Source organism: Streptomyces sp. BBFR2 (assembly GCF_044497305.1).
Taxonomy (GTDB): domain Bacteria; phylum Actinomycetota; class Actinomycetes; order Streptomycetales; family Streptomycetaceae; genus Streptomyces.
On record NZ_CP172415.1, the window covers coordinates 4,808,273 to 4,833,899 of the forward strand.

General features: G+C 73.4%; 22 protein-coding genes. 17 read left to right on the forward strand and 5 right to left on the reverse strand.

Annotated elements, in window-relative coordinates:
• The first annotated feature begins 156 nt into the window (after window positions 1-156).
• The 5 genes from lepA to ACGH2B_RS19535 all read left to right on the forward strand — a co-directional run bounded on the left by lepA (window position 157) and on the right by ACGH2B_RS19535 (window position 8,699).
• A complete protein-coding gene (lepA, locus tag ACGH2B_RS19515; RefSeq protein ID WP_345084007.1) occupies window positions 157-2,025 on the forward strand; it encodes a translation elongation factor 4 in 1,869 nt (622 codons plus the stop codon).
• Between the two features lie 292 nt (window positions 2,026-2,317).
• Window positions 2,318-4,207, forward strand: a complete 1,890-nt coding sequence (locus tag ACGH2B_RS19520) for an AMP-dependent synthetase/ligase (protein WP_399091151.1) — start codon at window positions 2,318-2,320, stop codon at window positions 4,205-4,207.
• A gap of 212 nt (window positions 4,208-4,419) precedes the next feature.
• Window positions 4,420-6,648, forward strand: a complete 2,229-nt coding sequence (locus ACGH2B_RS19525; RefSeq protein ID WP_399091155.1) for a SpoIIE family protein phosphatase — start codon at window positions 4,420-4,422, stop codon at window positions 6,646-6,648.
• 133 nt (window positions 6,649-6,781) lie between these two features.
• Window positions 6,782-8,014 carry a radical SAM family heme chaperone HemW gene (gene hemW / locus ACGH2B_RS19530; RefSeq protein WP_399091158.1) on the forward strand — a complete coding sequence of 411 codons (1,233 nt, stop codon included), beginning with the start codon at window positions 6,782-6,784 and terminating at the stop codon, window positions 8,012-8,014.
• A gap of 97 nt (window positions 8,015-8,111) precedes the next feature.
• Window positions 8,112-8,699 carry a Uma2 family endonuclease gene (locus tag ACGH2B_RS19535; protein ID WP_399091161.1) on the forward strand — a complete coding sequence of 196 codons (588 nt, stop codon included), beginning with the start codon at window positions 8,112-8,114 and terminating at the stop codon, window positions 8,697-8,699.
• On the opposite strand, the gene ACGH2B_RS19540 is transcribed toward ACGH2B_RS19535, so the two are convergent.
• Complete coding sequence (locus tag ACGH2B_RS19540) at window positions 8,677-9,510, reverse strand: DUF3097 domain-containing protein (RefSeq protein ID WP_399091164.1); 834 nt, start codon at window positions 9,508-9,510, stop codon at window positions 8,677-8,679. The two genes, ACGH2B_RS19535 and ACGH2B_RS19540, sit on opposite strands and share 23 nt — an antisense overlap.
• A gap of 60 nt (window positions 9,511-9,570) precedes the next feature.
• Window positions 9,571-10,305: an MBL fold metallo-hydrolase gene (locus ACGH2B_RS19545; protein WP_399091166.1), complete on the reverse strand. Its 735-nt coding sequence runs from the start codon at window positions 10,303-10,305 to the stop codon at window positions 9,571-9,573.
• 182 nt (window positions 10,306-10,487) lie between these two features.
• On the opposite strand from ACGH2B_RS19545, the gene hrcA reads away from it, so the two are divergent.
• The 4 genes from hrcA (at window position 10,488) to ACGH2B_RS19565 (ending at window position 14,625) form a co-directional block, all read left to right on the forward strand.
• Complete coding sequence (gene hrcA / locus ACGH2B_RS19550) at window positions 10,488-11,504, forward strand: heat-inducible transcriptional repressor HrcA (RefSeq protein ID WP_030283805.1); 1,017 nt, start codon at window positions 10,488-10,490, stop codon at window positions 11,502-11,504.
• Entirely contained in the window at window positions 11,505-12,644 is a 1,140-nt protein-coding gene (dnaJ, locus tag ACGH2B_RS19555) for a molecular chaperone DnaJ (RefSeq protein ID WP_399091171.1), read from the forward strand.
• A gap of 146 nt (window positions 12,645-12,790) precedes the next feature.
• Complete coding sequence (locus ACGH2B_RS19560; RefSeq protein ID WP_399091174.1) at window positions 12,791-13,885, forward strand: nitronate monooxygenase; 1,095 nt, start codon at window positions 12,791-12,793, stop codon at window positions 13,883-13,885.
• Window positions 13,882-14,625: a 16S rRNA (uracil(1498)-N(3))-methyltransferase gene (locus tag ACGH2B_RS19565; RefSeq protein ID WP_399091177.1), complete on the forward strand. Its 744-nt coding sequence runs from the start codon at window positions 13,882-13,884 to the stop codon at window positions 14,623-14,625. Before ACGH2B_RS19560 ends, ACGH2B_RS19565 begins: the two co-directional genes overlap by 4 nt.
• Before the next feature lie 138 nt (window positions 14,626-14,763).
• Here the strand turns inward: ACGH2B_RS19565 and ACGH2B_RS19570 are convergent, their stop codons facing one another.
• A complete protein-coding gene (locus ACGH2B_RS19570; RefSeq protein WP_399091180.1) occupies window positions 14,764-15,195 on the reverse strand; it encodes an OsmC family protein in 432 nt (143 codons plus the stop codon).
• A gap of 268 nt (window positions 15,196-15,463) precedes the next feature.
• Between ACGH2B_RS19570 and ACGH2B_RS19575 the strand changes: the two genes are divergently transcribed.
• From ACGH2B_RS19575 to ACGH2B_RS19585, 3 genes are read left to right on the forward strand one after another with little or no spacing between them, the layout of a single operon-like run.
• Window positions 15,464-15,820 carry a histidine triad nucleotide-binding protein gene (locus ACGH2B_RS19575; RefSeq protein ID WP_399091183.1) on the forward strand — a complete coding sequence of 119 codons (357 nt, stop codon included), beginning with the start codon at window positions 15,464-15,466 and terminating at the stop codon, window positions 15,818-15,820.
• 18 nt (window positions 15,821-15,838) lie between these two features.
• A complete protein-coding gene (locus ACGH2B_RS19580) occupies window positions 15,839-16,744 on the forward strand; it encodes a ribonuclease Z (protein ID WP_399091186.1) in 906 nt (301 codons plus the stop codon).
• A 55-nt stretch (window positions 16,745-16,799) separates the two neighbouring features.
• Window positions 16,800-16,949, forward strand: a complete 150-nt coding sequence (locus tag ACGH2B_RS19585; protein WP_399091189.1) for a hypothetical protein — start codon at window positions 16,800-16,802, stop codon at window positions 16,947-16,949.
• Between the two features lie 48 nt (window positions 16,950-16,997).
• On the opposite strand, the gene ACGH2B_RS19590 is transcribed toward ACGH2B_RS19585, so the two are convergent.
• Window positions 16,998-17,831, reverse strand: coding sequence for an HAD family acid phosphatase (locus ACGH2B_RS19590; RefSeq protein WP_399091192.1), 834 nt, complete (start codon window positions 17,829-17,831; stop codon window positions 16,998-17,000).
• A gap of 469 nt (window positions 17,832-18,300) precedes the next feature.
• Between ACGH2B_RS19590 and ACGH2B_RS19595 the strand changes: the two genes are divergently transcribed.
• The 3 genes from ACGH2B_RS19595 to ACGH2B_RS19605 all read left to right on the forward strand — a co-directional run bounded on the left by ACGH2B_RS19595 (window position 18,301) and on the right by ACGH2B_RS19605 (window position 21,503).
• Entirely contained in the window at window positions 18,301-19,629 is a 1,329-nt protein-coding gene (locus tag ACGH2B_RS19595) for an enolase C-terminal domain-like protein (protein ID WP_399091195.1), read from the forward strand.
• Between the two features lie 159 nt (window positions 19,630-19,788).
• The gene (locus ACGH2B_RS19600; protein WP_399091198.1) at window positions 19,789-20,874 is read left to right on the forward strand and encodes an S-(hydroxymethyl)mycothiol dehydrogenase; all 1,086 of its coding nucleotides are present in this window, start codon (window positions 19,789-19,791) and stop codon (window positions 20,872-20,874) included.
• Entirely contained in the window at window positions 20,874-21,503 is a 630-nt protein-coding gene (locus ACGH2B_RS19605) for an MBL fold metallo-hydrolase (RefSeq protein WP_399091201.1), read from the forward strand. The genes ACGH2B_RS19600 and ACGH2B_RS19605 overlap by 1 nt, the downstream gene beginning before the upstream one ends.
• A 307-nt stretch (window positions 21,504-21,810) precedes the next feature.
• On the opposite strand, the gene ACGH2B_RS19610 is transcribed toward ACGH2B_RS19605, so the two are convergent.
• Window positions 21,811-23,184: a 6-phospho-beta-glucosidase gene (locus ACGH2B_RS19610; RefSeq protein ID WP_399091204.1), complete on the reverse strand. Its 1,374-nt coding sequence runs from the start codon at window positions 23,182-23,184 to the stop codon at window positions 21,811-21,813.
• A 106-nt stretch (window positions 23,185-23,290) separates the two neighbouring features.
• Between ACGH2B_RS19610 and ACGH2B_RS19615 the strand changes: the two genes are divergently transcribed.
• Together ACGH2B_RS19615 and ACGH2B_RS19620 are read left to right on the forward strand one after the other, a co-directional pair.
• Entirely contained in the window at window positions 23,291-24,436 is a 1,146-nt protein-coding gene (locus ACGH2B_RS19615) for a carbohydrate kinase family protein (RefSeq protein WP_399091207.1), read from the forward strand.
• Window positions 24,437-24,614: 178 nt separating this feature from the next.
• Window positions 24,615-25,610, forward strand: coding sequence for a PhoH family protein (locus tag ACGH2B_RS19620; protein WP_399091210.1), 996 nt, complete (start codon window positions 24,615-24,617; stop codon window positions 25,608-25,610).
• Window positions 25,611-25,627: the final 17 nt, after the last annotated feature.

Consider the following 25,627-nt stretch of genomic DNA (forward strand, 5'->3'; position numbering starts at 1 on the left):
ACCGTGTCCGGAGCGGCGGTGGGAGCGCCCGGAACGGGCCGGGGGCGCCGCTCATGGGACCATGGGGAGGACGCCACACCCGAGGGTGGTCTTGCGGATCATGGCGGGTCCGCCGGACGCACCCTGTTCCGCCTACCCGCCTTGAATGGACCCTGCGTGCCCGCGACCTCTACGAACGTGCCGGAGCCGAGCCGTACCGATCCGGCCCTCCTCCGTAACTTCTGCATCATCGCGCACATCGACCACGGCAAGTCGACGCTCGCCGACCGGATGCTCCAGATCACCGGTGTCGTCGACCAGCGGCAGATGCGCGCGCAGTACCTCGACCGTATGGACATCGAGCGCGAGCGCGGCATCACGATCAAGTCCCAGGCGGTGCGGCTCCCGTGGTCGCCGTCCGAGGGTGAGGAGGGGAGCGGTACCCACCACATCCTCAACATGATCGACACCCCGGGCCACGTCGACTTCACCTACGAGGTCTCCCGCTCGCTCGCCGCGTGCGAGGGCTGCATCCTCCTCGTCGACGCCGCTCAGGGGATCGAGGCGCAGACCCTCGCCAACCTCTACCTGGCGATGGAGAACGACCTCACGATCATCCCCGTCCTCAACAAGATCGACCTGCCCGCCGCGCAGCCCGAGAAGTTCGCCGCCGAGCTGGCGAACCTCGTCGGCTGTGAGCCGGAGGACGTGCTGCGGGTCTCCGCCAAGACCGGTGTCGGCGTGCCCGAGCTGCTGGACCGCGTGGTCCGCGACGTCCCCGCGCCGGTCGGCGTCAAGGACGCCCCCGCCCGCGCGATGATCTTCGACTCGGTCTACGACGCCTACCGCGGCGTCGTGACGTACGTGAAGGTCGTCGACGGCACTCTCACCAAGCGCGAGCGGATCCGGATGATGTCCACCGGCGCCGCCCACGAGCTGCTGGAGATCGGCACCAACTCGCCCGAGATGACGGCCGCCGACGGCCTGTCCGTGGGCGAGGTGGGCTATCTGATCACCGGGGTGAAGGACGTCCGGCAGTCCAAGGTCGGTGACACGATCACCCAGCTCAACAACGGTGCGACCGAGGCGCTGGGCGGCTACAAGGACCCCAAGCCGATGGTGTTCTCGGGCCTGTACCCGCTCGACGGCTCGGACTACCCGGAGCTGCGCGAGGCGCTGGACAAGCTCCAGCTCAACGACGCGGCGCTGGTCTACGAGCCGGAGACCTCCGCGGCGCTCGGCTTCGGCTTCCGCGTCGGCTTCCTGGGCCTGCTCCACCTGGAGGTCATCCGCGAGCGCCTGGAGCGCGAGTTCAACCTCGCGCTGATCGCCACCGCCCCCAACGTCGTCTACCAGGTCGACATGGAGGACGGCGCGCACCACGAGGTCACCAACCCGAGCGAGTTCCCCACCGGCAAGATCGACAAGGTCCACGAGCCAGTCGTACGGGCCACGATCCTGGCGCCCAGCGAGTTCATCGGCGCGATCATGGAGCTGTGCCAGACCCGGCGCGGCACCCTCCTCGGCATGGACTACCTCTCCGAGGACCGCGTCGAGATCCGCTACACCCTCCCCCTCGCCGAGGTCGTCTTCGACTTCTTCGACCAGCTCAAGTCCAAGACCCGCGGCTACGCCTCGCTGGACTACGAGCCCACCGGCGAGCAGGTCGCCGACCTCGTCAAGGTCGACATCCTGCTGCACGGCGACAAGGTCGACGCGTTCTCCGCCATCTGCCACAAGGACAAGGCGTACGCGTACGGCGTCCGGCTCGTCGGAAAGCTGCGTGAGCTGATCCCGCGGCAGGGCTTCGAGGTGCCGATCCAGGCGGCGATCGGCAGCCGCGTCATCGCCCGTGAGACGGTCCGCGCCATCCGCAAGGACGTCCTCGCCAAGTGCTACGGCGGTGACATCTCCCGTAAGCGGAAGCTGCTGGAGAAGCAGAAGGAAGGCAAGAAGCGGATGAAGATGGTCGGCAGCGTGGAGGTGCCGCAGGAGGCGTTCATCGCGGTGCTCTCCTCGGACTCCGACGGAGACAAGAAGAAGTAGCGGTCGCGCGCCCGCCTCCCGGTACGGGGGCGGGCGCGCACCGGACAGGGCGCCGGCCCCGCGAGGCCGGCGCCCTTCGGCGTATCCGGGGGAGGAAGGCGTCCCGGTCGGCGGGTTTGCGGGGGATATGGCGTGGATGCGGCGAGGGTGCATCTGCGCGTACAGCGTACGGATCACTTCGTGAACCAGTCGGCCGCAGACCCTTACATGGCGGCGGAACGGGGCCTACTCTGATCCCTGCTCAAAGGTTACTCGCGAGTCACCAGCAATGAAGCGGGCCCCGGAGGATGCCGTGACGGACACCCACACGCTGATCGACAACCGCCCGCCTTCGGTGGCGAGCCTCTTCCTGGAGCGGGTCGCGGCGACGCCCGACGCGGAGGCGTTCCGCCACCCCGTCCCGCCCGCATCGGGCTCGGGTCCCGATGACTGGAAGTCGCTGACCTGGCAGGACGCCGCCCAGCGGGTGTACGCCACGGCAGCCGGTCTGATGGCGCTCGGGGTCCGTCCCGAGGAGCGGGTGGCGCTGGCCGCCGCGACCCGCGTCGAGTGGATCCTCGCCGACCTCGGCGTGCTCTGTTCCGGCGCCGCCACCACCACCGTCTACCCCAGCACCAACGCCGAGGAGACCGCGTACATCCTGGCCGACTCCGGCAGCCGGGTGCTGATCGCGGAGGACGCCGCCCAGCTCGCCAAGGTCCGTGAGCGCCGCGCCGAACTGCCCGAGCTGACCCATGTCGTCGTCATCGAGGAGGCCGACGCCCGGCCGGACGAGGACGACCCGGAGGGCTGGGTGCTCTCCCTCGCCGATCTGGAGAAGCGCGGCGCCGCCTATCTGGAGGCGCACCCGGAGTGCGTCACCGAACGCGTCGCCGCCCTCCGCGCCGACCAGCTCGCCACCCTCATCTACACCTCCGGCACCACCGGCCGTCCCAAGGGCGTCCGGCTGCCGCACGACTGCTGGTCGTACATGGCCCGCGCGATCCAGGCCACCGGCATGGTCACCGCGGACGATGTGCAGTACCTCTGGCTGCCGCTCGCCCACGTCTTCGGCAAGGTGCTCACCGCCGGGCAGATCTCGGTCGGCCATGTCATCGCCGTGGACGGCCGGGTCGACAAGATCATCGAGAATCTGCCGGTGGTCCGGCCGACCTACATGGCGGCCGTCCCGCGCATCTTCGAGAAGGTCTACAACGGCGTCGCCGCCAAGGCGCGGGAGGGCGGCGCCGCCAAGTACAAGATCTTCCAGTGGGCGGCGGAGGTGGCCCGCGAGTACGCCAAGGTCTCCCAGGACAACTTCCGGCGCACCGGCAACGCCTCCGTCCCCTTCGCGCTGGCCGCCAAGCACAAGGTCGCCGACACCCTCGTCTTCGCCAAGCTGCGCGCGGCGTTCGGCGGCCGGCTGCGCGCCGCCGTCTCCGGCTCCGCCGCCCTCGCCCCGGAGATCGGCTACTTCTTCGCCGGCGCCGGCATCCACATCCTGGAGGGGTACGGCCTGACGGAGTCCAGCGCGGCCAGCTTCGTCAACCCGGGCGAGGCGTACCGCACCGGCACGGTCGGCAAGCCGCTGCCCGGCACCGAGGTGCGGATCGCCGAGGACGGCGAGATCCTGCTGCGCGGCCCCGGCATCATGCAGGGCTACCACGGCCTGGACGCCCAGACCGCGGAGGTCCTCGAATCCGACGGCTGGTTCCACACCGGCGACATCGGGGAGCTGTCGGCCGACGGCTATCTGCGGCTCACCGACCGCAAGAAGGACCTGATCAAGACGTCCGGCGGCAAGTACATCGCCCCGGCGGAGGTCGAGGGCCGCTTCAAGGCGGTCTGCCCGTTCATCTCCAACATCCTGGTGCACGGCGCCAACCGGAACTTCTGCACCGCGCTCATCGCCCTCGACGAGCCGGCGCTGCTCGCCTGGGCGGCCGACCACGGCATGGCCGGCCGCCCGTACGCCGAGGTCGTCGCCGACGCCCGGACCCGCGATCTGATCGACGGCTACGTGGAGCAGGTCAACGCGGACCTCCAGCGCTGGCAGCAGATCCGCAAGTTCCGGCTGCTCCCGCGTGACCTGGACATCGAGCACGGCGAGGTCACCCCCAGCCTCAAGGTCAAGCGCCCGGTCGTCGAGCGCTCCTTCAAGGACCTGCTGGACGAGATGTACGCGGGCTCGCGGGAGGCGTGAGGGCGCCCGCCCGGGCGGGCGGCGGGGCGGTGCGCGCCCCCTCGGCCGCCCGGTGACGGACCCGCCCGCACGCCCGTAGCCTGCGCTTCCCGGCCGGTCGACCACCGCCCGCGCGCCGTTCGGCGATGACACGGTGTCGTCCCCCGCGCTCGGTCTGTCACCCTGTCCGTGCGGCACGCGGCGGACGGCCGTGCCGCGCGGGAGGTGCGGGGATGACGACGACTGCGTTACCGGCGAAGGCCGGAGCCACGGGTCCGGCGGGCACGGCCGGGACGGCCCGCTCCCTCGCGCTGCCCGGTACGGCGCGGGCGGCGGCCGACGCCCGCCGCTTCGTCCGCGCCACGCTCGCCGACTGGGCCGCCCGCCGGCCACCGGGCGCGGAGCTGCTGGACGCCCGGCTGACGGACGAAGCGGTGCTGCTGGTCAGCGAGTTGGTGACCAACGCCGTGGTGCACGCGGGCACCGACGTGGACATTCACTGCCGGCTCGACGACCGGTCCGCCGACGGGCCCGGCGGACTGGTCGTCGAGGTCTCCGACCGCCACCCCGCCCGGCCGGTGTGCGGGCCGCACCACGGTGAGCTGCCCGGCGGCGCGGGCCACGGCCTGCAACTGGTCGGCGCGGTCGCCGCCTCCTGGGGCATCACCTACGGCCGCGCCGCCAAAGCCGTCTGGTTCCGCCTCGCGACCGCCGCGCCGGACCCCGGCGACCGCCCGCCCGGCCACGTACCGGCCGCCCGCACCGCCCCGGACGACGGCCCCGCGGCGTACCGCGGCGCAGTTCTCCCGGACGGCCCGGCCCTCCCCGGAGCCGAGGACGCCCGCCCTCCGGCGCCCGGGGGCCCCGAGGTCCCGGCGGACGCCCGGCCCGCCGCCGGATACGCCGACGCCGCCTACGGAGCGGGCAGCTACAGCGACACCTCCTACGGGTACGCCGCGCCGGACGGCGACCCCTCGGGCGCGGCCGCCGACTGGCTCACGCACGGTGCGCCGACCTTCCTCGCCGAGGCGTCCGACCTGCTCTCCGGCCCGCTCGACGCCGACCGCATCGCCTCGCTCGCCGCCCAGCTCGTGGTGCCCCGGCTCGCCGACTGGTGCGCGGTCTGGCTCTACGACGGCGAGGCGGGCGGCCCGGTGCCGGGCGCGCCCGGCGGCGACGAACCGCCGCGCCTCGCCCACGTCTGGCACTCCCGCGAGAGCCGCATCGACCCGCTGCGGCTGGCCCTGGAGAAGGCCACGCCCCCGGCCACCGCCCGCGCCACCGACGGCTCGGCCGTCCCCTGGGCGTGGCCGGAGGGCGCGGACGAGGCCGGCGGGACCGGGGACGCGGACGGCACCGGCGTACCCGAGGAGCCGCCCGATCCGGACGGCGCGGCGACGCCCGGCGGCCCCGGGGAGCCGCCCGCACCGGACGGCGCGGGAAGCCCCGGCGCCGCCCTCGCCTGCCCGTTGATCAGCGGCGGTCTGCGGCTGGGCACGGTGCTGCTCGGCCGGGCCGGGGTGCCGCGCTTCCCGGACGCGGCGGTCGGCCTCTCCGAGGACCTGTGCCGCCGGGTCGCCCGCGCCGTCGCCACGGCCCGCGCGTACAGCAGGCAGGAGCGGATCAGCCGGGTCCTCCAGCGGCGGCTGCTGCCGCACGGCCGGGCGCGGGTCCCGGGCGTCGCCTCCGCGGTGGTCTACGAACCGCGCGCGGGCGCCTGGGCGGGCGGCGACTTCTGGGACCTCTTCGACGCGGGCGACGGCCGCTGGTGCTTCGCCCTCGGCGACGTCTGCGGCAGCGGCCCGGAGGCCGCCGCGGTCACCGGTCTGGCCCGGCCGGTGCTGCGGCTGCTGGCCCGCGACGGCTTCGGGGTCGGCGCGGTGCTGGACCGGCTCAACGAGACCATGGCCCGGGAGGCGGCCGACTCCGTCGCCGCGGTGGCCGCCGCCGTCGCCGCCGAGGCCGGTGTGCAGTCCTCCGTCGGCCTGCGCGACGAGGGCGAACAGGCCCGCTTCCTGTCCCTGCTGTACGGCGAGATCGTGCCGCACCCGGACGGCTCCGGCGGCGTCCGCTGCACCCTGGCCAGCGCCGGTCACCCGCTGCCGCTCGTCCTCGGCACCGACGGCACGGTCCGGGTCGTCGCCGCGCCGCAGATGCTGCTGGGCGTGGTCGGCGACGCCACGTACGAGAGCGAGGCGTTCGATCTCGCGCCCGGCGAGACGCTGCTCTGCGTCACCGACGGCGTCACCGAACGCCGCTCGGGCCGCAACCAGTTCGATGACGACGACGGTCTGGCCCGCACCCTCGCCACCTGCGCGGGCCTGCCCGCGACCGACATCGCCGAACACATCCGCCGCGCCGTCCACGGCTTCTCCCCGACCCCACCCGACGACGACCTCGCCCTCCTCGTCCTCCAGGCCCTCCCGAAGGGACGGCGGGAGGAGGACGGACCGGGGCTGTGACGGGGGCGGGAGCGCCGCGGGCCCCGTCCGCCCGGCAGCGCGGCACCGGAGCCGGCGCCCCCGGTCCGGTCTCCTTCCGGGCCCGTGACGAGCCCGGCCCGGGGACGCCCCCGGATGACGGACAATGGACCCCATGCCTTCCGCACTGCCCGATGGGGAGCCGATGCCCGGGGACGGGGCCCTGCCCGCCGCCGCGCTGACCGGCGCCGCCGGCCGCCCGCTCGGTTTCTACCTGCACGTCCCGTACTGCGCGACCCGCTGCGGCTACTGCGACTTCAACACCTACACCGCGAGCGAACTGCGCGGCCCCGGCGGCGCCCTCGCCTCCCGGGAGACCTACGCCGACCACCTCGTCGAGGAGGTCCGGCTGGCCCGCAAGGTGCTCGGCGACGACCCGCGGCAGGTCGAGACGGTCTTCGTCGGCGGCGGCACCCCCACCCTGCTGCCCGCCGCCGACCTCGGCCGGGTGCTGGCCGCCATCCGCGACGAGTTCGGGCTCGCCCCGGACGCCGAGATCACCACCGAGGCCAACCCGGAGACCATCGACCCGCGCTACCTCGACGGACTGCGCGAGGGCGGCTTCAACCGGATCTCCTTCGGCATGCAGAGCGCCCGCCCGCACGTCCTGAAGATCCTCGACCGCACCCACACCCCCGGCCGCCCCGAAGCCTGCGTCGCCGAGGCCCGCGCCGCCGGGTTCGAGCACGTCAACCTCGACCTGATCTACGGCACCCCGGGCGAGAGCGACGACGACTGGCGCGCCAGCCTGGACGCCGCCCTCGGCGCCGGGCCCGACCACGTCTCCGCGTACGCCCTGATCGTCGAGGAGGGCACCCAGCTCGCCCGCCGCATCCGCCGCGGCGAGGTCCCGATGACCGACGACGATGTGCACGCCGACCGCTACCTCATCGCCGACGAACGCCTCGCCGCCGCCGGTTTCCGCTGGTACGAGGTCTCCAACTGGGCCACCACCGACGCCGCCCGCTGTCGCCACAACGAGCTGTACTGGACCGGCGCCGACTGGTGGGGCGCGGGCCCCGGCGCCCACAGCCACGTCGGCGGCGTCCGCTGGTGGAACGTCAAGCACCCCGGCGCCTACGCCCAGGCCCTGACCGAGGGCCGCTCCCCGGGCGCCGGCCGCGAACTCCTCGCCGACGAGGACCGCCGCGTCGAACGCGTCCTCCTCGAACTCCGCCTCGCCGACGGCTGCCCCCTGGACCTCCTCGCCCCCGCGGGCGCCCGCGCCGCCGCCCGCGCCCTGGCCGACGGCCTCCTGGAGGCGGCCCCGTACGAGGCCGGCCGCGCCGTTCTGACACTCCGCGGACGCCTGCTGGCTGACGCGGTGGTGCGGGATCTGGTGGACTGATTACCGAAAGAGTGAACCGCTGCGGGCGCCCTGCGCCCCCGTCCCGCTCTCCCTGCGCTCGCGGCAAAGACGCGGCGTGATGTGGAGGGCCACGGAGATGACCGCTGTGGAGGAACGACCGGTGACCGGCGTTTCCGAGATCTTCGCGAACCTGGAGGTTCCCGAGGGTTTCAAGGCGGAACTTCTGTGGGGGGACATTGTGATGATGGCCGGGCCTGACTGGGTCCACAACGACATCATCGAAGAGGTGATGGACCAGATCCCCCGGGCCAGGTGGCACCGCAAGCAGACTCAGGACGTCGCGATCCCCAAGGAGTCCAGCGAGCCCCAGCCCGACCTCGTCGTGCTGGAACGCGGAGCCTTCGAGGGCCCCGGCCGCCTGGCCCCTGTGGAGGCGGTGACGCTGCTGGTCGAGGTCGTGTCCCGGAGCAGCGTCGACCGGGACTACGGCGACAAGCGCGCGCTCTACGCGGCGGGCGGGGTCCCGTACTACTTGATCATCGACCCGATGGAGGCCCACTGCATGCTGCTCAGCAAGCCGGCGGGCAGCGGCCCGGATGCCGACTACGACGCCGAGGCGCTCACGAAGTTCGGACTTCCGGTGCCGCTGGAAGCACTCGGCATCGAGCTGGACACCAAGGATTTCCGCACCCTCCCGCCTCTCAGGAAGCACCGCCGACCGTGACGAAGTCGATCAGCTCCTCCACCCGGCCCAGCAGCGCCGGTTCCACGTCCTTGTAGCTGCGGACGCCCGACAGGATCCGCTGCCAGGCGGCGCCGGTGTTCTCCGGCCAGCCCAGCGCCCGGCACACCCCCGTCTTCCAGTCCTGGCCGCGCGGCACCACCGGCCACGCCGCGATCCCCACCGACGACGGCTTCACCGCCTCCCACACGTCGATGTACGGGTGCCCCACCACGCACACATGCGGATCGCTCACCTCCGCCGCGATCCGGGACTCCTTCGAGCCGGGCACCAGATGGTCGACGAGGACGCCCAGACGCGCGTCGGGCCCGGGGGAGAAGGCGCGGACGATCCCCGGCAGGTCGTCGATGCCCTCCAGGTACTCCACGACGACGCCCTCGATGCGCAGGTCATCGCCCCACACCCGCTCGACCAGCTCCGCGTCGTGCCGCCCCTCCACGTAGATCCGTCCCGCGCGGGCGACCCGGGCGCGGGCGCCGGGCACCGCCAGCGAACCGGACGCCGTCCGCGCCGGACCGCTCGCCGCCGCGCGGCCCCGGGGCCGTACGAGCGTGACGACCTCGCCCTCCAGCAGGAAGCCGCGCGGCTCCATCGGGAAGACGCGGTGCTTGCCGAAGCGGTCCTCCAGGGTGACGGTCGGCCCCTGCGCCGACTTCTCGCAGCGGATCACCGCCCCGCAGAACCCCGTGGTCACCTCCTCGACCACCAGATCCGCCTCCGCCTCGACCTCGGGCGCGGGCCGCTGCTTCTTCCAGGGCGGGGTGAGGTCGGCGCTGTACCGCTTGCTCTGCATGGTGTCGGGATGCCTGTTCTGTGACGGGTCGGGGGACGGATACGGAGACGAAGGCGCGGCTCAGGCCGGCGGGGCGCCGAAGCGGGCGGCGAGCGCGTCCCGCTGGGCGCGGACGAACGCGGCGTCCACCACGGCGCCGTGCCCGGGGACGTACCGCGCGTCCTCGCCGCCCAGGGCCAGCAGCCGGTCCAGGGCGGCGGGCCACTGCCGTCCGAGGGCGTCGGGCCCGGCGGACGGTGCGCCGGACTCCTCGACGAGGTCGCCGCAGAACACCGTCCCGGGCTCCGCGCCGCGCCCCGGGGCGAGCACCGCGAGGTCGTGCGCGGTGTGGCCGGGGCCGACGTCGGCCAGCAGCACCTGCCGGTCGCCGAGGTCCAAGGTCAGCTCGCCGTGCACGCCGTGGCGCGGCAGCACCAGGATGTCGGTGGCTTCGGTGGCCGCGTCCGGGTCGGCGCCGTGGCGCACCGCGTCCTCGCGCAGCGCGTCCCGTCCGCGGGCCATCAGCTCGGCGGCTCCGGCGGCGGCGAAGACCCGCACCCCGGCGAAGGCGGCGGCGCCCAGGACGTGGTCGAAGTGCGGATGGGTCAGCGCGATGTGGGTGACGTCACGGCCCAGCACCCGGCGGACGGCGAGCCGCAGTTCGGCGCCCTCGCGCAGGGTGGCGCCGGTGTCGATGAGCAGGACGGCGTCGGTGCCCGCGACGACGCCCACGGTCTCGTCCCAGCCCGGCATCCGGCGGCGGGCGACGCCGTCGCCGAGCCGCTCCCATCCCGCCTCTTCCCAAGTCGTGCGCATGCCGAGACGCTATCGGTAGCGCGGTGGCGACGCCCGGTGGATCACGGGGCGTGGCCGGTGTCGCACGCGAGACCCTTGCCCCACCGGTGCGACCCGGCCGTACACTGGAGCGGTACTGGCACTCGGACCGGTGGAGTGCCAGGCGAGGGAGCCGCAGGACGGCGGGACTGGAGGTGTGCGCGGTGCTCAGTGAACGCAGGCTGGAGGTGCTGCGTGCCATCGTCCAGGACTACGTCGGCACGGAGGAGCCGGTCGGCTCGAAGGCGCTGACCGAGCGCCATCGGCTCGGTGTCTCCCCGGCCACGGTCCGTAACGACATGGCGGTCCTGGAGGAAGAGGGGTTCATCGCCCAGCCGCACACCAGCGCGGGCCGGATCCCCACCGACAAGGGGTACCGCCTCTTCGTCGACAAGCTCGCCGGCGTCAAGCCGCTTTCCAGCCCCGAGCGCCGGGCGATCCAGAACTTCCTGGACGGCGCGGTCGATCTCGACGACGTCGTGGGCCGTACGGTCCGGCTGCTGGCGCAGCTCACCCGGCAGGTCGCGGTGGTGCAGTACCCGTCGCTGACGCGCTCCACCGTCCGCCACGTCGAACTGCTGGCGCTGGCCCCGGCGCGGCTGATGCTCGTACTGATCACCGACACCGGACGCGTCGAGCAGCGGTTGATCGACTGCCAGGGGCCGTTCGGTGAGGCGTCGTTGGCGGATCTGCGGGCGCGGCTCAACAGCCGGGTCGTGGGCCGCCGGTTCGCGGATGTGCCGCAATTGGTGCAGGATCTTCCGGACTCCTTCGAGCAGGAGGACCGCGGCACGGTCTCGACGGTGCTGTCGGTGCTGCTGGAGACGTTGGTGGAGGAGACCGAGGAGCGGTTGGTGATCGGCGGTACCGCCAATCTCACCCGCTTCGGGCACGACTTCCCGCTGACGATCCGGCCGGTGCTGGAGGCTCTTGAGGAGCACGTGGTGCTGCTCAAACTGCTCGGGGAGGCCAAGGACTCGGGCATGACCGTACGTATCGGGCATGAGAATGCCCATGAAGGACTCGCGTCCACGTCGGTGGTCGCGGTCGGCTACGGTTCGGGCGACGAGGCAGTCGCCAAACTCGGCGTGGTCGGACCGACCCGCATGGACTACCCCGGAACGATGGGAGCGGTACGCGCAGTGGCACGTTACGTCGGACAGATCCTGGCGGAGTCGTAAGTGGCCACGGACTATTACACGGTCCTCGGTGTCGGCCGCGACGCCTCGCAGGACCAGATCAAGAAGGCTTTCCGGCGGCTGGCGCGCGAGCTGCACCCGGATGTGAACCCGGATCCGAAGACCCAGGAGCGGTTCAAGGAGATCAACGCCGCTTACGAGGTGCTGTCGGACCCGCAGAAGAAGCAGGTCTACGACCTCGGCGGCGACCCGCTCTCGCAGGCGGGCGGCGGTGGCGGCGGCGCCGGTGGCTTCGGCGCCGGCTTCGGCAACTTCTCCGACATCATGGACGCGTTCTTCGGCGCCTCCTCGCAGCGCGGTCCGCGCTCGCGGACGCGGCGCGGCCAGGACGCGATGATCCGTCTCGACGTCGAGCTGGACGAGGCGGCGTTCGGGACGACCAAGGAGATCCAGGTCGACACCGCCATCGTGTGCACCACGTGCACCGGTGAGGGCGCGGCCCCCGGCACCTCCGCGCAGACCTGTGACATGTGCCGCGGCCGCGGTGAGGTCTCGCAGGTCACGCGGTCCTTCCTCGGTCAGGTCATGACCTCGCGCCCGTGCCCGCAGTGTCAGGGCTTCGGTACGGTCGTGCCGACGCCGTGCCCGGAGTGCGCCGGTGACGGCCGTATCCGGTCGCGCCGCACGCTGACCGTCAAGATCCCGGCGGGCGTCGACAACGGCACCCGTATCCAGCTCGCGGGCGAGGGCGAGGTCGGCCCGGGCGGCGGTCCCGCCGGTGACCTCTACGTCGAGATCCACGAGCTGCCGCACTCCGTCTTCCAGCGGCGCGGCGACGATCTGCACTGCACGGTCACCATCCCGATGACGGCGGCGGCGCTGGGCACGAAGTGCCCGCTGGAGACGCTGGACGGGGTGGAGGAGATCGATGTCCGGCCCGGCACGCAGTCCGGCCAGTCGATCCCGCTGCACCAGCGCGGTGTGACCCATCTGCGGGGCAACGGCCGCGGCGATCTGATCGTCCACGTCGAGGTGCAGACCCCCTCCAAGCTCGACCCCGAGCAGGAGGAGCTGCTGCGCCGCCTGGCCAAGCTCCGCGGCGAGGAACGCCCGACGGGACAGTTCCAGCCCGGTCAGCAGGGGCTGTTCTCGCGGCTGAAGGATGCGTTCAACGGGCGGTAGGCCGTTGTGGATCTGTGCAGGTGGGGCCCGGGGTTTTCCCCGGGCCCCGCGTGTGTCCGGCGGGTGGTGGCCGATCTTGTGCGGTGGCCGGGGCGGGTGGGTCTGCCCGTTTCGGTGCGGTGCGCGGGGCATGACACGATGTGGCCATGTCCACCGCGCTGACCGCTCTTTGCCGTCATCCGATCGTGCAGGCGCCGATGGCGGGCGGCGGTTCCGGTCCGGAGCTGGCCGCCGCCGTCGGTGAGGCGGGCGGGCTCGGGTTCCTCGCCGCCGGGCACAAGACCGCCGACGGCATGTACCAGGAGATCAAGCGGCTGCGCGGTCTGACCGGCCGCCCCTTCGGCGTCAATCTCTTCCTTCCGCAGCCCGAACTCGCGAGCCCCGCCGCCGTCGAGGTCTACCGCGATCAGCTCGCCGGGGAGGCCGCGTGGTACGGGACCGGGCTCGGTGAGGTCGATACGTACGGCGGCTCGGACGACGGGTACGAGGCGAAGCTGGCGGTGCTGCGCGAGGACCCGGTGCCGGTGGTGTCGTTCCACTTCGGCTGCCCCTCCCGCGCGGTGCTCGCCTCGCTCGCCGCGGTCGGGACGTACACCGTCGTCACCGTCACCACGCCGGACGAGGCGCGGGCGGCCGAGGCGGCGGGTGCGGACGCGGTCTGTGCGCAGGGCGTCGAGGCGGGTGGTCATCAGGGCACCCACCGGGACGATCCGCATGCCGACGGTACCGGCGCGCCGTTCGGGCTGCTGTCGCTGATCGCGCAGGTCAAGGCGGCGGTGCGGCTGCCGGTCATCGCCGCCGGGGGGCTGATGCGCGGTGCGCAGATCGCCGCGGTGCTCGCCGCCGGGGCCACCGCTGCGCAGTTGGGCACCGCCTTCCTCGCCACCCCCGAGTCCGGTGCGCATCCGCTGCACAAGAGCGCGCTGACCGACCCGCTGTTCACCCGTACCGAGCTGACCCGCGCGTTCACGGGGCGCCCGGCGCGGGGCCTGGTCAACCGCTTCCTGCGGGAGCACGGCCCGTACGCCCCGGCCGCCTACCCGGCGGTGCACCAGTTGACCGCCGGGCTGCGGAAGGCGGCCGGGCGGGCGGGGGACGCGCAGGGTATGGCGCTGTGGGCCGGGCAGGGGCACCGGCTGGCGCGGGAGCTGCCCGCCGGTGAGCTGGTGGCGCTGCTGACGTCCGAACTGGACGCGGCGCTCGGGGAGTTGAACGGACGCAAGGTGAGGGACGAGGTATGACGGCACCGGTTTTCGTGGTGGATTCGCTGGCGGGCGCGCGGCCCGGCGGCACGCTGGTGCTGGACGGCCCCGAGGGCCGGCACGCGGTGTCGGTGCGGCGGCTGCGGGCCGGTGAGGACGTGGTGCTGACGGACGGCGCCGGGACCGGCGCGTACGGCACGGTCGCGGCGGCCGAGGGCAAGGACCGGCTGACCGTCGCGGTGGCGGAGGTCCGTACGGAGTCCGTACCGCCGGTGCGGATCACCGTGGTCCAGGCGCTGCCCAAGGGTGACCGCGGTGAGCTGGCCGTGGAGACGATGACGGAGACCGGGGTGGACGCCGTCGTGCCGTGGGCGGCGTCGCGGTGTGTCACGCAGTGGCGGGGCGAGCGGGCCGCGAAGTCGCTGGCGAAGTGGCGGGCGACGGCCCGGGAGGCGGGCAAGCAGTCGCGGCGGCTGACCTTTCCCGAGGTGGCCGCGGCGCACTCCACCAAGCAGGTGGCCGAGTTGCTGGCGGCGGCCGATTTCGCGGCCGTGCTGCACGAGGAGGGCGCGACTCCGCTGGCCACCGCGGAGCTGCCCGCGGCCGGTTCGGTGGTGCTGGTCGTCGGCCCCGAGGGCGGCGTCGCCCCGGACGAGCTGGCCGCCTTCGCGGCGGCGGGCGCCGCACCGTACCGCCTGGGTCCGACGGTGCTGCGCACCTCCACGGCGGGGACGGCCGCGACGGCGCTGCTGCTGGGGCGGACCGGACGCTGGAGCTGAGGGCGGACGGCCGGGCCCGGGCGCGGCACCGGCCCCCGCCGTGCGCCCCGTGCCCGGCCCGTCCGTCCGCCTGTCCGTCGGCTGCGGGGGCCGGTCCGGGGTGCCGGGCGGTCGGCGTACGGACCGGCCGGGCCGCCGTCAGCCGACCAGTTCGGCGCTGAGGGTGATGTTCCCGACGCCCTTCAGCGCCTGGCTGACCGGGCAGTTGGCCTTGGCGCTCTGCGCCGCCGCCTGGAAGTCGTCCTCCGACAGGCCCGGGACGCGCGCCTTGACGGTCAGGGCGATGGTGGTGATGCCCTCGCCGAGTTGGAGGGTGACGTCGGCCTGGGTGTCGATGATCTCGGCGGTGTGGCCCTGTTCGGCGAGGCCGTGCGACAAGGCCATGGAGTAGCAGGCGGAGTGCGCGGCGCCGATCAGCTCCTCCGGGCTGGTGACGCCGTTGGGCTTCTCGACGCGGGCCGGCCAGCTCACGGGGAAGGTTCCGGCGCCGGAGGAGTTCAGGGTGACGGCGCCCTTGCCCTGGAGGAGGTTGCCCTCCCAGTGGGTGGTGGCGGTGCGGGTGGTTGCCATGGTGCGTCAGCTCCCGGTTTGTGGGGGAAAGGCCAGGTGTGCGCGGTCAGCTTAGGTGCCGGGCCGTCCGCGTCGGCGGTCCCTGGAGCTGCGCTCCGGCGTGGTCGGCCCAACCGGCCGTACGGCGGGCCGGGCCGGTAGCATCCGAGAGCGTGCGCAGGGTGCGTACGGGGTCCGCCGGGTGTGCCGGGACGTGACGAGGGCGGCCATCGCGCGGCCCTCCCGCTCCGGCGGGTGCGGCGGCCGATGACCCGGGAGGAGCCCACCGGTGGCGGGAGAACCGCAGGCCGACTGCCTGTTCTGCAAGATCGTGGCGGGGGAGGTGCCGGCGACCGTCGTGCGGGAGTCCGCGACCACCGTCGCCTTCCGCGACATCAACCCCCAGGCGCCGACCCACGTCCTGGTGATCCCGAAGGTCCACTACGCCAACGCCCGCGAACTGGCCGCCGCCGAACCGGCCATCGCCGGTGACGTGCTGCGCGAGGCGGGCGAGGTGGCCGCCGACGAGAAGGTCGACGGCACCGGCTACCGCATCGTCTTCAACACCGGCCCCGGCGCCGGGCAGACGGTCTTCCACGCCCACGCCCATGTGCTCGGCGGCCGTGACCTGCAGAGCCTGGTCTGACGGGGCGAAGGCGGAGAGTTGTCCGTACGCGAACTGGTCGTCCTCGGCACCGCGAGTCAGGTGCCGACCCGGCACCGTAACCACAACGGCTATCTGCTGCGCTGGGACGGCGAGGGGCTGCTGTTCGACCCCGGCGAGGGCACGCAGCGGCAGATGCTGCGTGCCGGGGTCGCCGCCCACGACCTCAACCGCCTGTGTGTCACCCACTTCCACGGCGACCACTCGCTGGGGCTCGCCGGGGTGATCCAGCGCATCAACCTCGACCGGGTGCCGCACCCGGTCACCGCCCACTACCCGGCGAGCGGGCAGCGTTTCTTCGACCGGCTGCGGTACTCCACCGCCTACCGCGAGACGGTCCGGCTGCGGCAGGAGCCGGTCGCGGCGGACGGGGTGCTGGCGGAGACTCCGGCGTACACACTTCAGGCGCGGCTGCTGTCGCACCCCGTCGAGGCGTTCGGCTACCGGCTGGTGGAGCCGGACGCCCGGCGGATGCTGCCGGACCGGCTCGCGGCGCACGGCATCGCCGGGCCCGACGTCGGCCGCCTCCAGCGCGAGGGGGAGCTGCGCGGGGTGCGTCTGGACGAGGTCAGCGAGGTGCGGCGCGGGCAGCGGTTCGCGTTCGTCATGGACACCCGGCTGTGCGACGGGGTGCACGCGCTGGCCGAGGGGGCGGATCTGCTGGTCATCGAGTCGACCTTCCTCGACGAGGATGTGCGGCTCGCCACCGAGCACGGCCATCTGACGGCTGGTCAGGCGGCGAAGGTGGCGGTGGAGGCCGGGGTGCGGCATCTCGTGCTGACGCACTTCTCGCAGCGCTACTCCGACCCGTCGCTCTTCGAACGGCAGGCGCGGGACGCCGGGTTCACGGGTGAGCTGACCGTCGCCCGTGACCTGATGCGGGTGCCGGTCCCCAAGCGGCGCTGAGCGTAGGGGCGTTGGGCTCGGCGCTCCCTGCGGACGGCTGGGTTCTCCGGCGGCGTTGCGGGTCAACGGCGTCGTCGAGCTGACCGCCGGGGCCCGGCTCACCCGCAGCGTCCGGCGCTGTCCGGCGGAGATCGCCGCGGCCTGGCGGCGGGCGGCGCGGCGGGTGCCGGAGGGGTCCGCCCGCGTCGGGACGCGGTGGGAGTGACCGGCGCCGGTCACTCCCGGCGTCCTCACGGCAGGTGGTACATCGGGCTCACGGCAGGTAGTACATCGGGTTCGGCAGCTTGAACGTCCGGTTGCCGTAGCCGCCGCGCAGATCGCTGTACTGGTCGCCGAAGTTGGCGACGATGTCGTAGCCCAGCGACTCGATGTGCTTACGGGTGCCGGACTTGAACTCGACCGTGGTGCAGTCGGCGCCGCACGGCAGGTACGCCGGCGGGTGCTCCTTGTCCTTCAGGTAGACGTGGCCGCGGTCGAGCGGGACGCCGTAGCCGACGTTCTTGAGGTTACGCACGCTCCACTCGCGCTGGGCCTCCTTGCGCCCGGTGAGGAAGAAGACCTCGGCGCCCTTGTCGTGGGCCCAGTTGACCAGGCGGTCCATGCCGAAGACCGGGTCCATGTCGGTCGAGGCGAGGTAGGCGTCCTGGCTCTTCTCGGTGAAGTGGAAGCCCTCGCGCAGCTCGTAGTTGTACGTCAGCAGCGTGGTGTCGTCCATGTCGAGGACGATGGCGGGCTTGGCGCCGCCCTTGTCCGGGTGCGCCTGCTGCCGGGCGAGCGCGCGGCTCAGGTAGGCGCGTGCCTTCGTCTCGATCGCGCGGACCTGGCGGGCGTAGTTGCTCTTCGGGGAGGCGTAGTGCTCGCCGTCGGCGGTGACGGTGTCGCCGTAGTACGCCTTGATCTTGTCCTGGACGAGGGTGAGGTTGGGGATCTCCTTGTCGGTCCGCGGCACGGAGTGCTCCGCGGTGGCCTGGCCGGCGCCGAACGCCGCGGTGCCGGCGACGAGCGCGGCGACCGTCACGGCGCCGATCCGCGCCCGGCGGGAGCGGAGGGCGTCCGGGACGCGGCGGGACAGGGAAGAGCGGGGCATGCGCGGCTCCTTCGGGAAGCGGTGGGGGTCCGCGCGGTGGCCGCGCGGGGCCGGGCCTGACCTGCCCGGACCAGGTAGATGTAACAGAGGCGCGGCGCGGGATCTACGCGCGAAGATTCAATGATTGGCAAAGAGACGGGAGTTCCGGGCGGCCCGGGGTGGGTGCCGGGTGGGCCGGAGCCGGATGCCGTCCGGCACCGGAGCCGGGTGCCGGGGCGGGCGCGCCACGCCCGCGGCCGGGCGGCCCGGCGCACGCCCGCGCCCGGAGGGGACGCCCCGGCTCGGGCCCGGACGCGCCAACTCCCGCCCGCCGCAAGCCGGGACGCCCGGCTCCCCGCCCCCGACGCCCCGTTGACGCTCCTCTCCAGCCCTCCTAGCCTCCCTTCCCGTCCGTGGACGCCGTCCACATACGCGGACATGTGCGGTGCCGCCGGACGGCGGTGCCCCTCTGGAGACAGGAGTGCGTCCCTTGGCCGCCACCCGTGCTCACGGCCTCACCGTCACCGAGGTCCGGCTCACCCCCGTCCTGGTCGCCGATCCGCCGCTGCTGAACACCCAGGGGGTCCACCAGCCGTACACCCCGCGGCTGATCGTCGAGGTGGTCACCGCGGACGGGGTCACCGGCGTCGGCGAGACGTACGGCGACACCGCCTACCTCGAACTGGCCCGGCCGCTGGCCGACGCGCTGCCCGGCCACCGGGTCACCGATCTGAACGCGCTGCCCGCGCTCGCCGCCCGCGTCTGCGGCGACTCCCCGGACGCGGGCGGGCCCGGCGCCGTCGACGCCGCCGGACTGCGCGGCGTCCGCACCGCCGACAAGCTCCGCCGCTCCGTCGTCTCCGCCGTCGAGGTGGCCTGCCTGGACGCCTGGGGGAAGGCGGCGGGGCTGCCCGTCCACGCCCTCCTCGGCGGCAAGGTCCGCGACCGTGTCGACTACAGCGCCTACCTCTTCTACCGCTGGGCCGCGCACCCGCGGGGCCGCGGCGAGGCCGACGGCTGGGGCGCGGCCCTCGACCCGGACGGCATCGTCGCCCAGGCCCGCCGCCTCGCCGCCGAGCACGGCTTCGGCTCCTTCAAGCTCAAGGGCGGTGTCTTCCCGCCGGACGAGGAGATCGCCGCCGTCCGCGCCCTCGCCGCCGCCTTCCCCGGCAAGCCGCTGCGGCTCGACCCCAACGGCGCCTGGTCCGTCGCCACCTCGCTGCGGGTCGCCGCCGCGCTCGACGGCATTCTGGAGTACCTGGAGGACCCGGCCGCCGGGACCGGCCCGATGGCCGAGATCGCCGCCGCACTGCGCGCCCGGGGCGGCACACCGCTGCCGCTCGCCACCAACATGTGCGTGACGACGTTCGAGGAGATCCCCGAGGCGTTCACCCGCGATGCCGTACAGGTCGTCCTCTCCGACCACCACTACTGGGGCGGACTGCGCGCCACCTGCGAACTCGCCGCGCTCTGCGCCACGTTCGGCGTCGGTCTGTCCATGCACTCCAACACCCACCTGGGCATCTCCCTCGCCGCGATGACCCACGCCGCCGCCGTCGTCCCGCGCCTCGACCACGCCTGCGACACCCACTACCCCTGGCAGACCGAGGACGTCCTCACCGAACGGCTCGCCTTCCACGGCGGCGCGCTGACGGTGAGCGACGCGCCGGGCCTCGGCGTCACCCTCGACCGCGAACGGCTCGCCGCCCTGCACCGCTGCTGGCGCGAGGACGACGGCGCGCTCCGCTCCCGCGACGACGCCGCCGCCATGCGCCGGGCCGACCCGGAGTGGCGAGTTCCGGCCGTGCCCCGCTGGTGAGCGGGGGCGGGCGCGGTGGCCCGCGCCCGTTCGCGTAGCCAAGATCACGGAATCCGTCCCGGCTCCTGCGGACGGCCGCCCGCCCCGCGTACGGTGTGGCACGGCTCGGTGGTGGTACGCCACAGTGATCCCGTACTGATCTTCGAGAGGGGCTGTCCCATGGCACAGGAAGTACGCGGCGTCATCGCGCCGGGGAAGAACGAACCGGTCCGGCTGGAGACCATCGTGGTGCCCGATCCCGGCCCCGGCGAGGCCGTGGTGCAGATCCAGGCGTGCGGGGTGTGCCACACCGATCTGCACTACAAGCAGGGCGGTATCAACGACGACTTCCCGTTCCTGCTCGGCCACGAGGCCGCCGGGATCGTGGAGTCGGTCGGCGAGGGCGTCACCGATGTCGCGCCCGGCGACTTCGTCGTCCTCAACTGGCGCGCGGTGTGCGGCCAGTGCCGGGCCTGTCTGCGCGGCCGTCCGCAGTACTGCTTCGCCACCCACAACGCCCAGCAGAAGATGACGCTGACGGACGGCACGGAGCTGTCGCCCGCGCTGGGCATCGGCGCCTTCGCCGACAAGACGCTGGTCGCCTCCGGGCAGTGCACCAAGGTCGATCCGTCCGTCTCGCCCGCCGTCGCCGGGCTGCTGGGCTGCGGGGTGATGGCCGGGATCGGCGCGGCCATCAACACCGGCAACGTCGGGCGCGGCGACACCGTCGCGGTCATCGGCTGCGGCGGCGTCGGCGACGCGGCGGTGGTCGGCGCCCGGCTGGCCGGCGCCGCGAAGATCATCGCGGTGGACGTCGACGACCGGAAGCTGGACACCGCCCGCACCATGGGCGCCACCCACGCCGTCAACTCCCGCACCACCGACCCCGTCGAGGCGATCCGCGAGCTGACCGGCGGTTTCGGCGCGGACGTCGTCATCGAGGCGGTCGGCCGCCCCGAGACGTACCAGCAGGCGTTCTACGCCCGCGATCTGGCCGGGACGGTCGTCCTCGTCGGCGTCCCCACCCCCGAGATGAAGCTGGAACTGCCGCTCCTCGACGTCTTCGGCCGCGGCGGCTCCCTCAAGTCCTCCTGGTACGGCGACTGCCTGCCGTCCCGCGACTTCCCGATGCTGATCGACCTGCACCAGCAGGGCCGGATCGACCTGAGCGCCTTCGTCACCGAGACCATCGGCATCGACGGCGTCGAGGGAGCCTTCGAGCGGATGCACGCCGGCGATGTGCTGCGTTCGGTGGTGACGCTCTGATGGCCGCCCGCATCGACCACCTCGTCACCTCCGGCACCTTCTCCCTCGACGGCGGCACCTGGGACGTCGACAACAACGTCTGGATCGTCGGGGACGACGACGAGGCGATCGTCATCGACGCCGCCCACGACGCCGACGCCATCCTCACCGCGCTCGGCGGCCGCACCCTGCGCGCCATCGTCTGCACCCACGCGCACAACGACCACATCGACGCGGCCCCCGCCCTCGCGGCCCGCACCGGCGCGCTGATCCACCTCCACCCCGCCGACCTGCCCCTCTGGCAGCAGACCCACCCCGGCACCCCGCCCGACCGGGAGCTGTCCGACGGCCAGGTCCTGACCATCGCCGGTACGGACCTGACGGTGCTGCACACCCCGGGCCACGCCCCCGGCGCCGTCAGCCTGTACGCCCCCGGCCTCGGCGCCGTCTTCACCGGCGACACCCTCTTCCAGGGCGGCCCCGGCGCCACCGGCCGTTCGTTCTCGGACTTCCCGACGATCATCGACTCGATCCGCGACCGACTGCTGAAACTCCCCCCGGAGACCGTAGTCCACACCGGCCACGGCGACCCCACGACAATCGGCGACGAGGCCCCCCACCTGGAGGAATGGGTGAAGCGGGGACACTGAGCCCGGCCGGGGCGGGCGCCGGCCTTCGGCGAAGGCGAAGCGCCCACCCCGACCCGGCACGAACACCAACCACAGCCGACCGAAGCCCTCGCACGGCGAGAAGGTGGTGGGGTCGGGGGTGGGGTTACGGACGTAAAGCGGAGCAGTCCGTAACCCCACCCCCGACCCCACCACCGCACCCACGGCCGGGCGATAGCGCACCCACGGCCGGGCGATAGCGCACCCACGGCCGGGCGATAGCGCACCCACCACCGCCCGGGAGAGGCACTGGACGAGACCCGCCCCGCCGCCCCGCTCGGCCCGCCCCTCACCCCACCTCGGCCGCCCGCTCCAGAATCCGGGCGGCCACCGCCGGCGAGTCCACCAGCGGATGGAGCGCCATCGCACGCAACGCCGCCGCCCGGTCCTTGCGTACGGCCGCCTCGACCGTCGCCCGTTCCACCGCCTTGAGCTGGAGCATCAGGCCCAGTTGATCGGCGCGCAGCGGGGCGCACGGCAGCGGCACCGGGCCGCCCGCGCCCACCTCGCACACCGTCTCCACGATCGCGTCCGGCGCCATCTCGGGCACGGTCGTCCCGTTGCGCACATTGAGGATCAGCCGCCCACCCGCACCGTCCGCGCCACCCGCACCGCCCGCACCGTCCGCGCCGTCGGAGAGTGCCCGCATCAGCGCCAGCGCCACCCGGTCGTACCCGCCGCCCTCCAGATCGCAGGCGTCACGCTGCCACCCTCCGCCGGCCTCCCGGCTCTCCGCCATGTACGTCTCCTCGCGCTCACGCCGGGTCGCCTCCCACAGCGCGTACGCGCCCTCCGGGCCGCCCGCCTCGGCCGCCCGCGCGAAGAACCCGCCCTGCTGCCCGTCGAGGAACTCCCCGCGCGTGACGGCCGCCTCCCGCACCGACGCCAGCGTCTCCCGGCGGAAGTAGTAGTAGTGCAGGTACTCGTTGGGCAGCGCGCCCAGCGCCGCCAGCCACTCCGCGCCGAACAGCCGGCCCTCCTCGAACGAGCCCAGCGCCGCCGGATCGGCCAGCAGCCCCGGCAGCAGATCCCGCCCGTCCAGCGTCAACGACCGCAGCCAGCCGAGGTGGTTGAGGCCCGTGTAGTCGTACGCGACCCGCCCCTCGGCGAACGCCGCGCCGTCCACGCCCGCGGCCCGCGCCGCCCGCCGCACCAGCCCCACCGGCGAATCGCAGATCCCGATGACCCGCTCGCCCAGCACCTCCGCCATCGCCTCCGTCACCATCCCCGCCGGGTTGGTGAAGTTGATGACCCACGCACGCGGCGCCAGCTCCGCCACCAGCTCCGCGATCCGCAGCGCCACCGGGATCGTCCGCAGCCCGTAGAGCACCCCGCCCGCGCCCACCGTCTCCTGGCCCAGCACGCCCTCGGCCAGCGGGATCCGCTCATCGCGCACCCGGCCCGCGGTGCCGCCCACCCGGATCGCCGAGAAGACGAAGTCCGCGCCGGTCACCGCCGCTTCCAGGCTCTCCGCCCGCCGTACCCGCACCGGCGCCGGATGCCCCTGCGCCTGCCGTTCGAGCACGTCGCCGATGACCGCGAGCCGCCGCGGGTCGGTGTCGTACAGGGTCAGTTCGTCCACCGCGCGGGCCGGGTCTTCCAGGAGCGCGCGGTACACCAGCGGCACGCGGAAGCCACCGCCGCCGAGAATCGTGAGCCTCATGGGCCGGAACGTACCGCAGCATCAGGCACACTGTCGGCACCGCCGGGACGGGGACGCACGCGACGGGAACCACCGGGACCGGACCGGCGGGAGAGAGGCGAGCACGGTGAGCGGACGGGGACAGAAGCAGCAGCCCGCACGGCAGGGCGCCACGGCGCCGGTGCTCGACCCCCTCGCCGGGGTGCGCACCGCCGCCGACCCGGCCACCGACGTCTACCTGACCGGCACGGTCTTCCTCGACATCATCCTCACCGGCCTCGACTCCGCGCCGGTCCGCGGCACCGAGTCCTGGGCCCGCGGCATGGGCTCCAGCCCCGGCGGCGTCGCCAACATGGCCACCGCCCTCGCCCGCCTCGGCCTGCGCACCTCCCTCGCCGCCGCGTTCGGCGACGACATGTACGGCGAGTACTGCTGGGACGTCCTCAGCCACGGCGAGGGCATCGACCTGACCTACTCCCGCACCGTCCCCGGCTGGCATTCCCCCGTCACCGTCTCCATGGCGTACGAGGGCGAACGCACGATGGTCTCGCACGGCCACGAGGCACCGCCGCCGGAGACCGCCTTCGACGGCGGCCACGCGCCCGGCTGCCCGCCGCCCTCCCGCGCCTGCGTCGCCTCGCTGGTGCCCGGCCGCCCCGAGGCGTGGCTGAGCTGCGCCGCCGCCCGCGGCAGCCGCATCTTCGCCGACGTCGGCTGGGACGACACCGGCCGCTGGGACCCGGCCGACCTCGACGGGCTCGCCCACTGCGAGGCGTTCTTGCCCAACGCCGAGGAGGCGATGCGCTACACCCGCACCTCCGATCCGCGCGCCGCGGCCCGCAAGCTCGCCGAGCGGGTGCCGCTCGCCGTCGTCACCATGGGCTCCGAGGGCGCCTGCGCCGTCGACGGCCGTACCGGCGAGAGCGCCGAGGTGCCCGCCATCGCCGTGGAGGCGCTCGACCCGACCGGCGCCGGTGACGTCTTCGTCGCGGGCTTCGTCACCGGCACCCTCGCCGCCTGGCCGCTCGCCGACCGGCTCGCCTTCGCCGGGCTGACCGCCGCCCTCTCCGTCCAGGAGTTCGGCGGCTCGCTCGCCGCCCCCGGCTGGTCGGAGATCGTCACCTGGTGGCGGCGGATCCGCGACGGCCGCACCCCGGACACCGCAGCCCTCCGCGACCGCTACGCCTTCCTCGACGCGGTGCTGCCCGCACCGGGCCGCTGCACGCCGCCGGCCCGCGCCGTCCCCACGATCGGCTTCCGCCGCCCGGCGTAGCGGGGCGGCGGCACACGGCGGCGGGCCGGGCCGTTCCCGCCCGCCGCTTCGGTCTTCGTAAAGCCTTTCGGTGTTGTCGGTGCCCCGTCGTACTCTGGAGCCGTAGGAGCTGAGTCACACGCACCGCTCATCAGCGATCGGCAAAGGACAGGGGTTGAGCAGGCCACAGCGCCGACCCATGACGCAGACATCCAGGCACCAGCAGGCGAGCGCCCAGTTCACCGTCCCGGCCAAGCACCCCATGGTGACGGTCCTGGGATCCGGGGACGCGCTGCTCCGCGTGATCGAGAAGGCCTTCCCCGAGACCGACATCCACGTCCGCGGCAACGACGTCACCGCCGTCGGTGACGCCGAGGAAGTCGCCCTTGTACAGCGCCTCTTCGACGAGATGATGCTGGTGCTCCGCACCGGCCAGCCGATGACCGAGGACGCGGTGGAACGCTCCATCGCGATGCTGCGCGCCGACGGCGACGGCGGCGCCGAGACCCCGGCCGAGGTCCTGACCCAGAACATCCTCTCCAACCGCGGCCGCACCATCCGCCCCAAGACGCTCAACCAGAAGCGCTACGTCGACGCCATCGACCAGCACACCATCGTCTTCGGCATCGGCCCCGCGGGCACCGGCAAGACCTACCTCGCCATGGCCAAGGCGGTCCAGGCACTCCAGGCCAAGCAGGTCAACCGCATCATCCTGACCCGCCCCGCCGTCGAGGCCGGTGAACGCCTCGGCTTCCTGCCCGGCACCCTCTACGAGAAGATCGACCCGTATCTGCGCCCGCTCTACGACGCGCTCCACGACATGCTCGACCCCGACTCCATCCCGCGCCTGATGGCCGCCGGGACGATCGAGGTCGCACCGCTGGCCTACATGCGCGGCCGCACCCTCAACGACGCGTTCATCATCCTGGACGAGGCGCAGAACACCAGCCCCGAACAGATGAAGATGTTCCTCACCCGCCTCGGCTTCGACTCGAAGATCGTCATCACCGGTGACGTCACCCAGGTCGACCTCCCGGGCGGCACGAAGAGCGGCCTGCGCCAGGTCCAGGAGATCCTCCAGGGCGTCGACGACGTCCATTTCTCCCGCCTCACCAGCCAGGACGTCGTCCGCCACAAGCTCGTGGGCCGTATCGTCGACGCCTACGAGAAGTACGACAGCCGCAACGGCGGCTAGGTCCGTCCCGCCGGCCG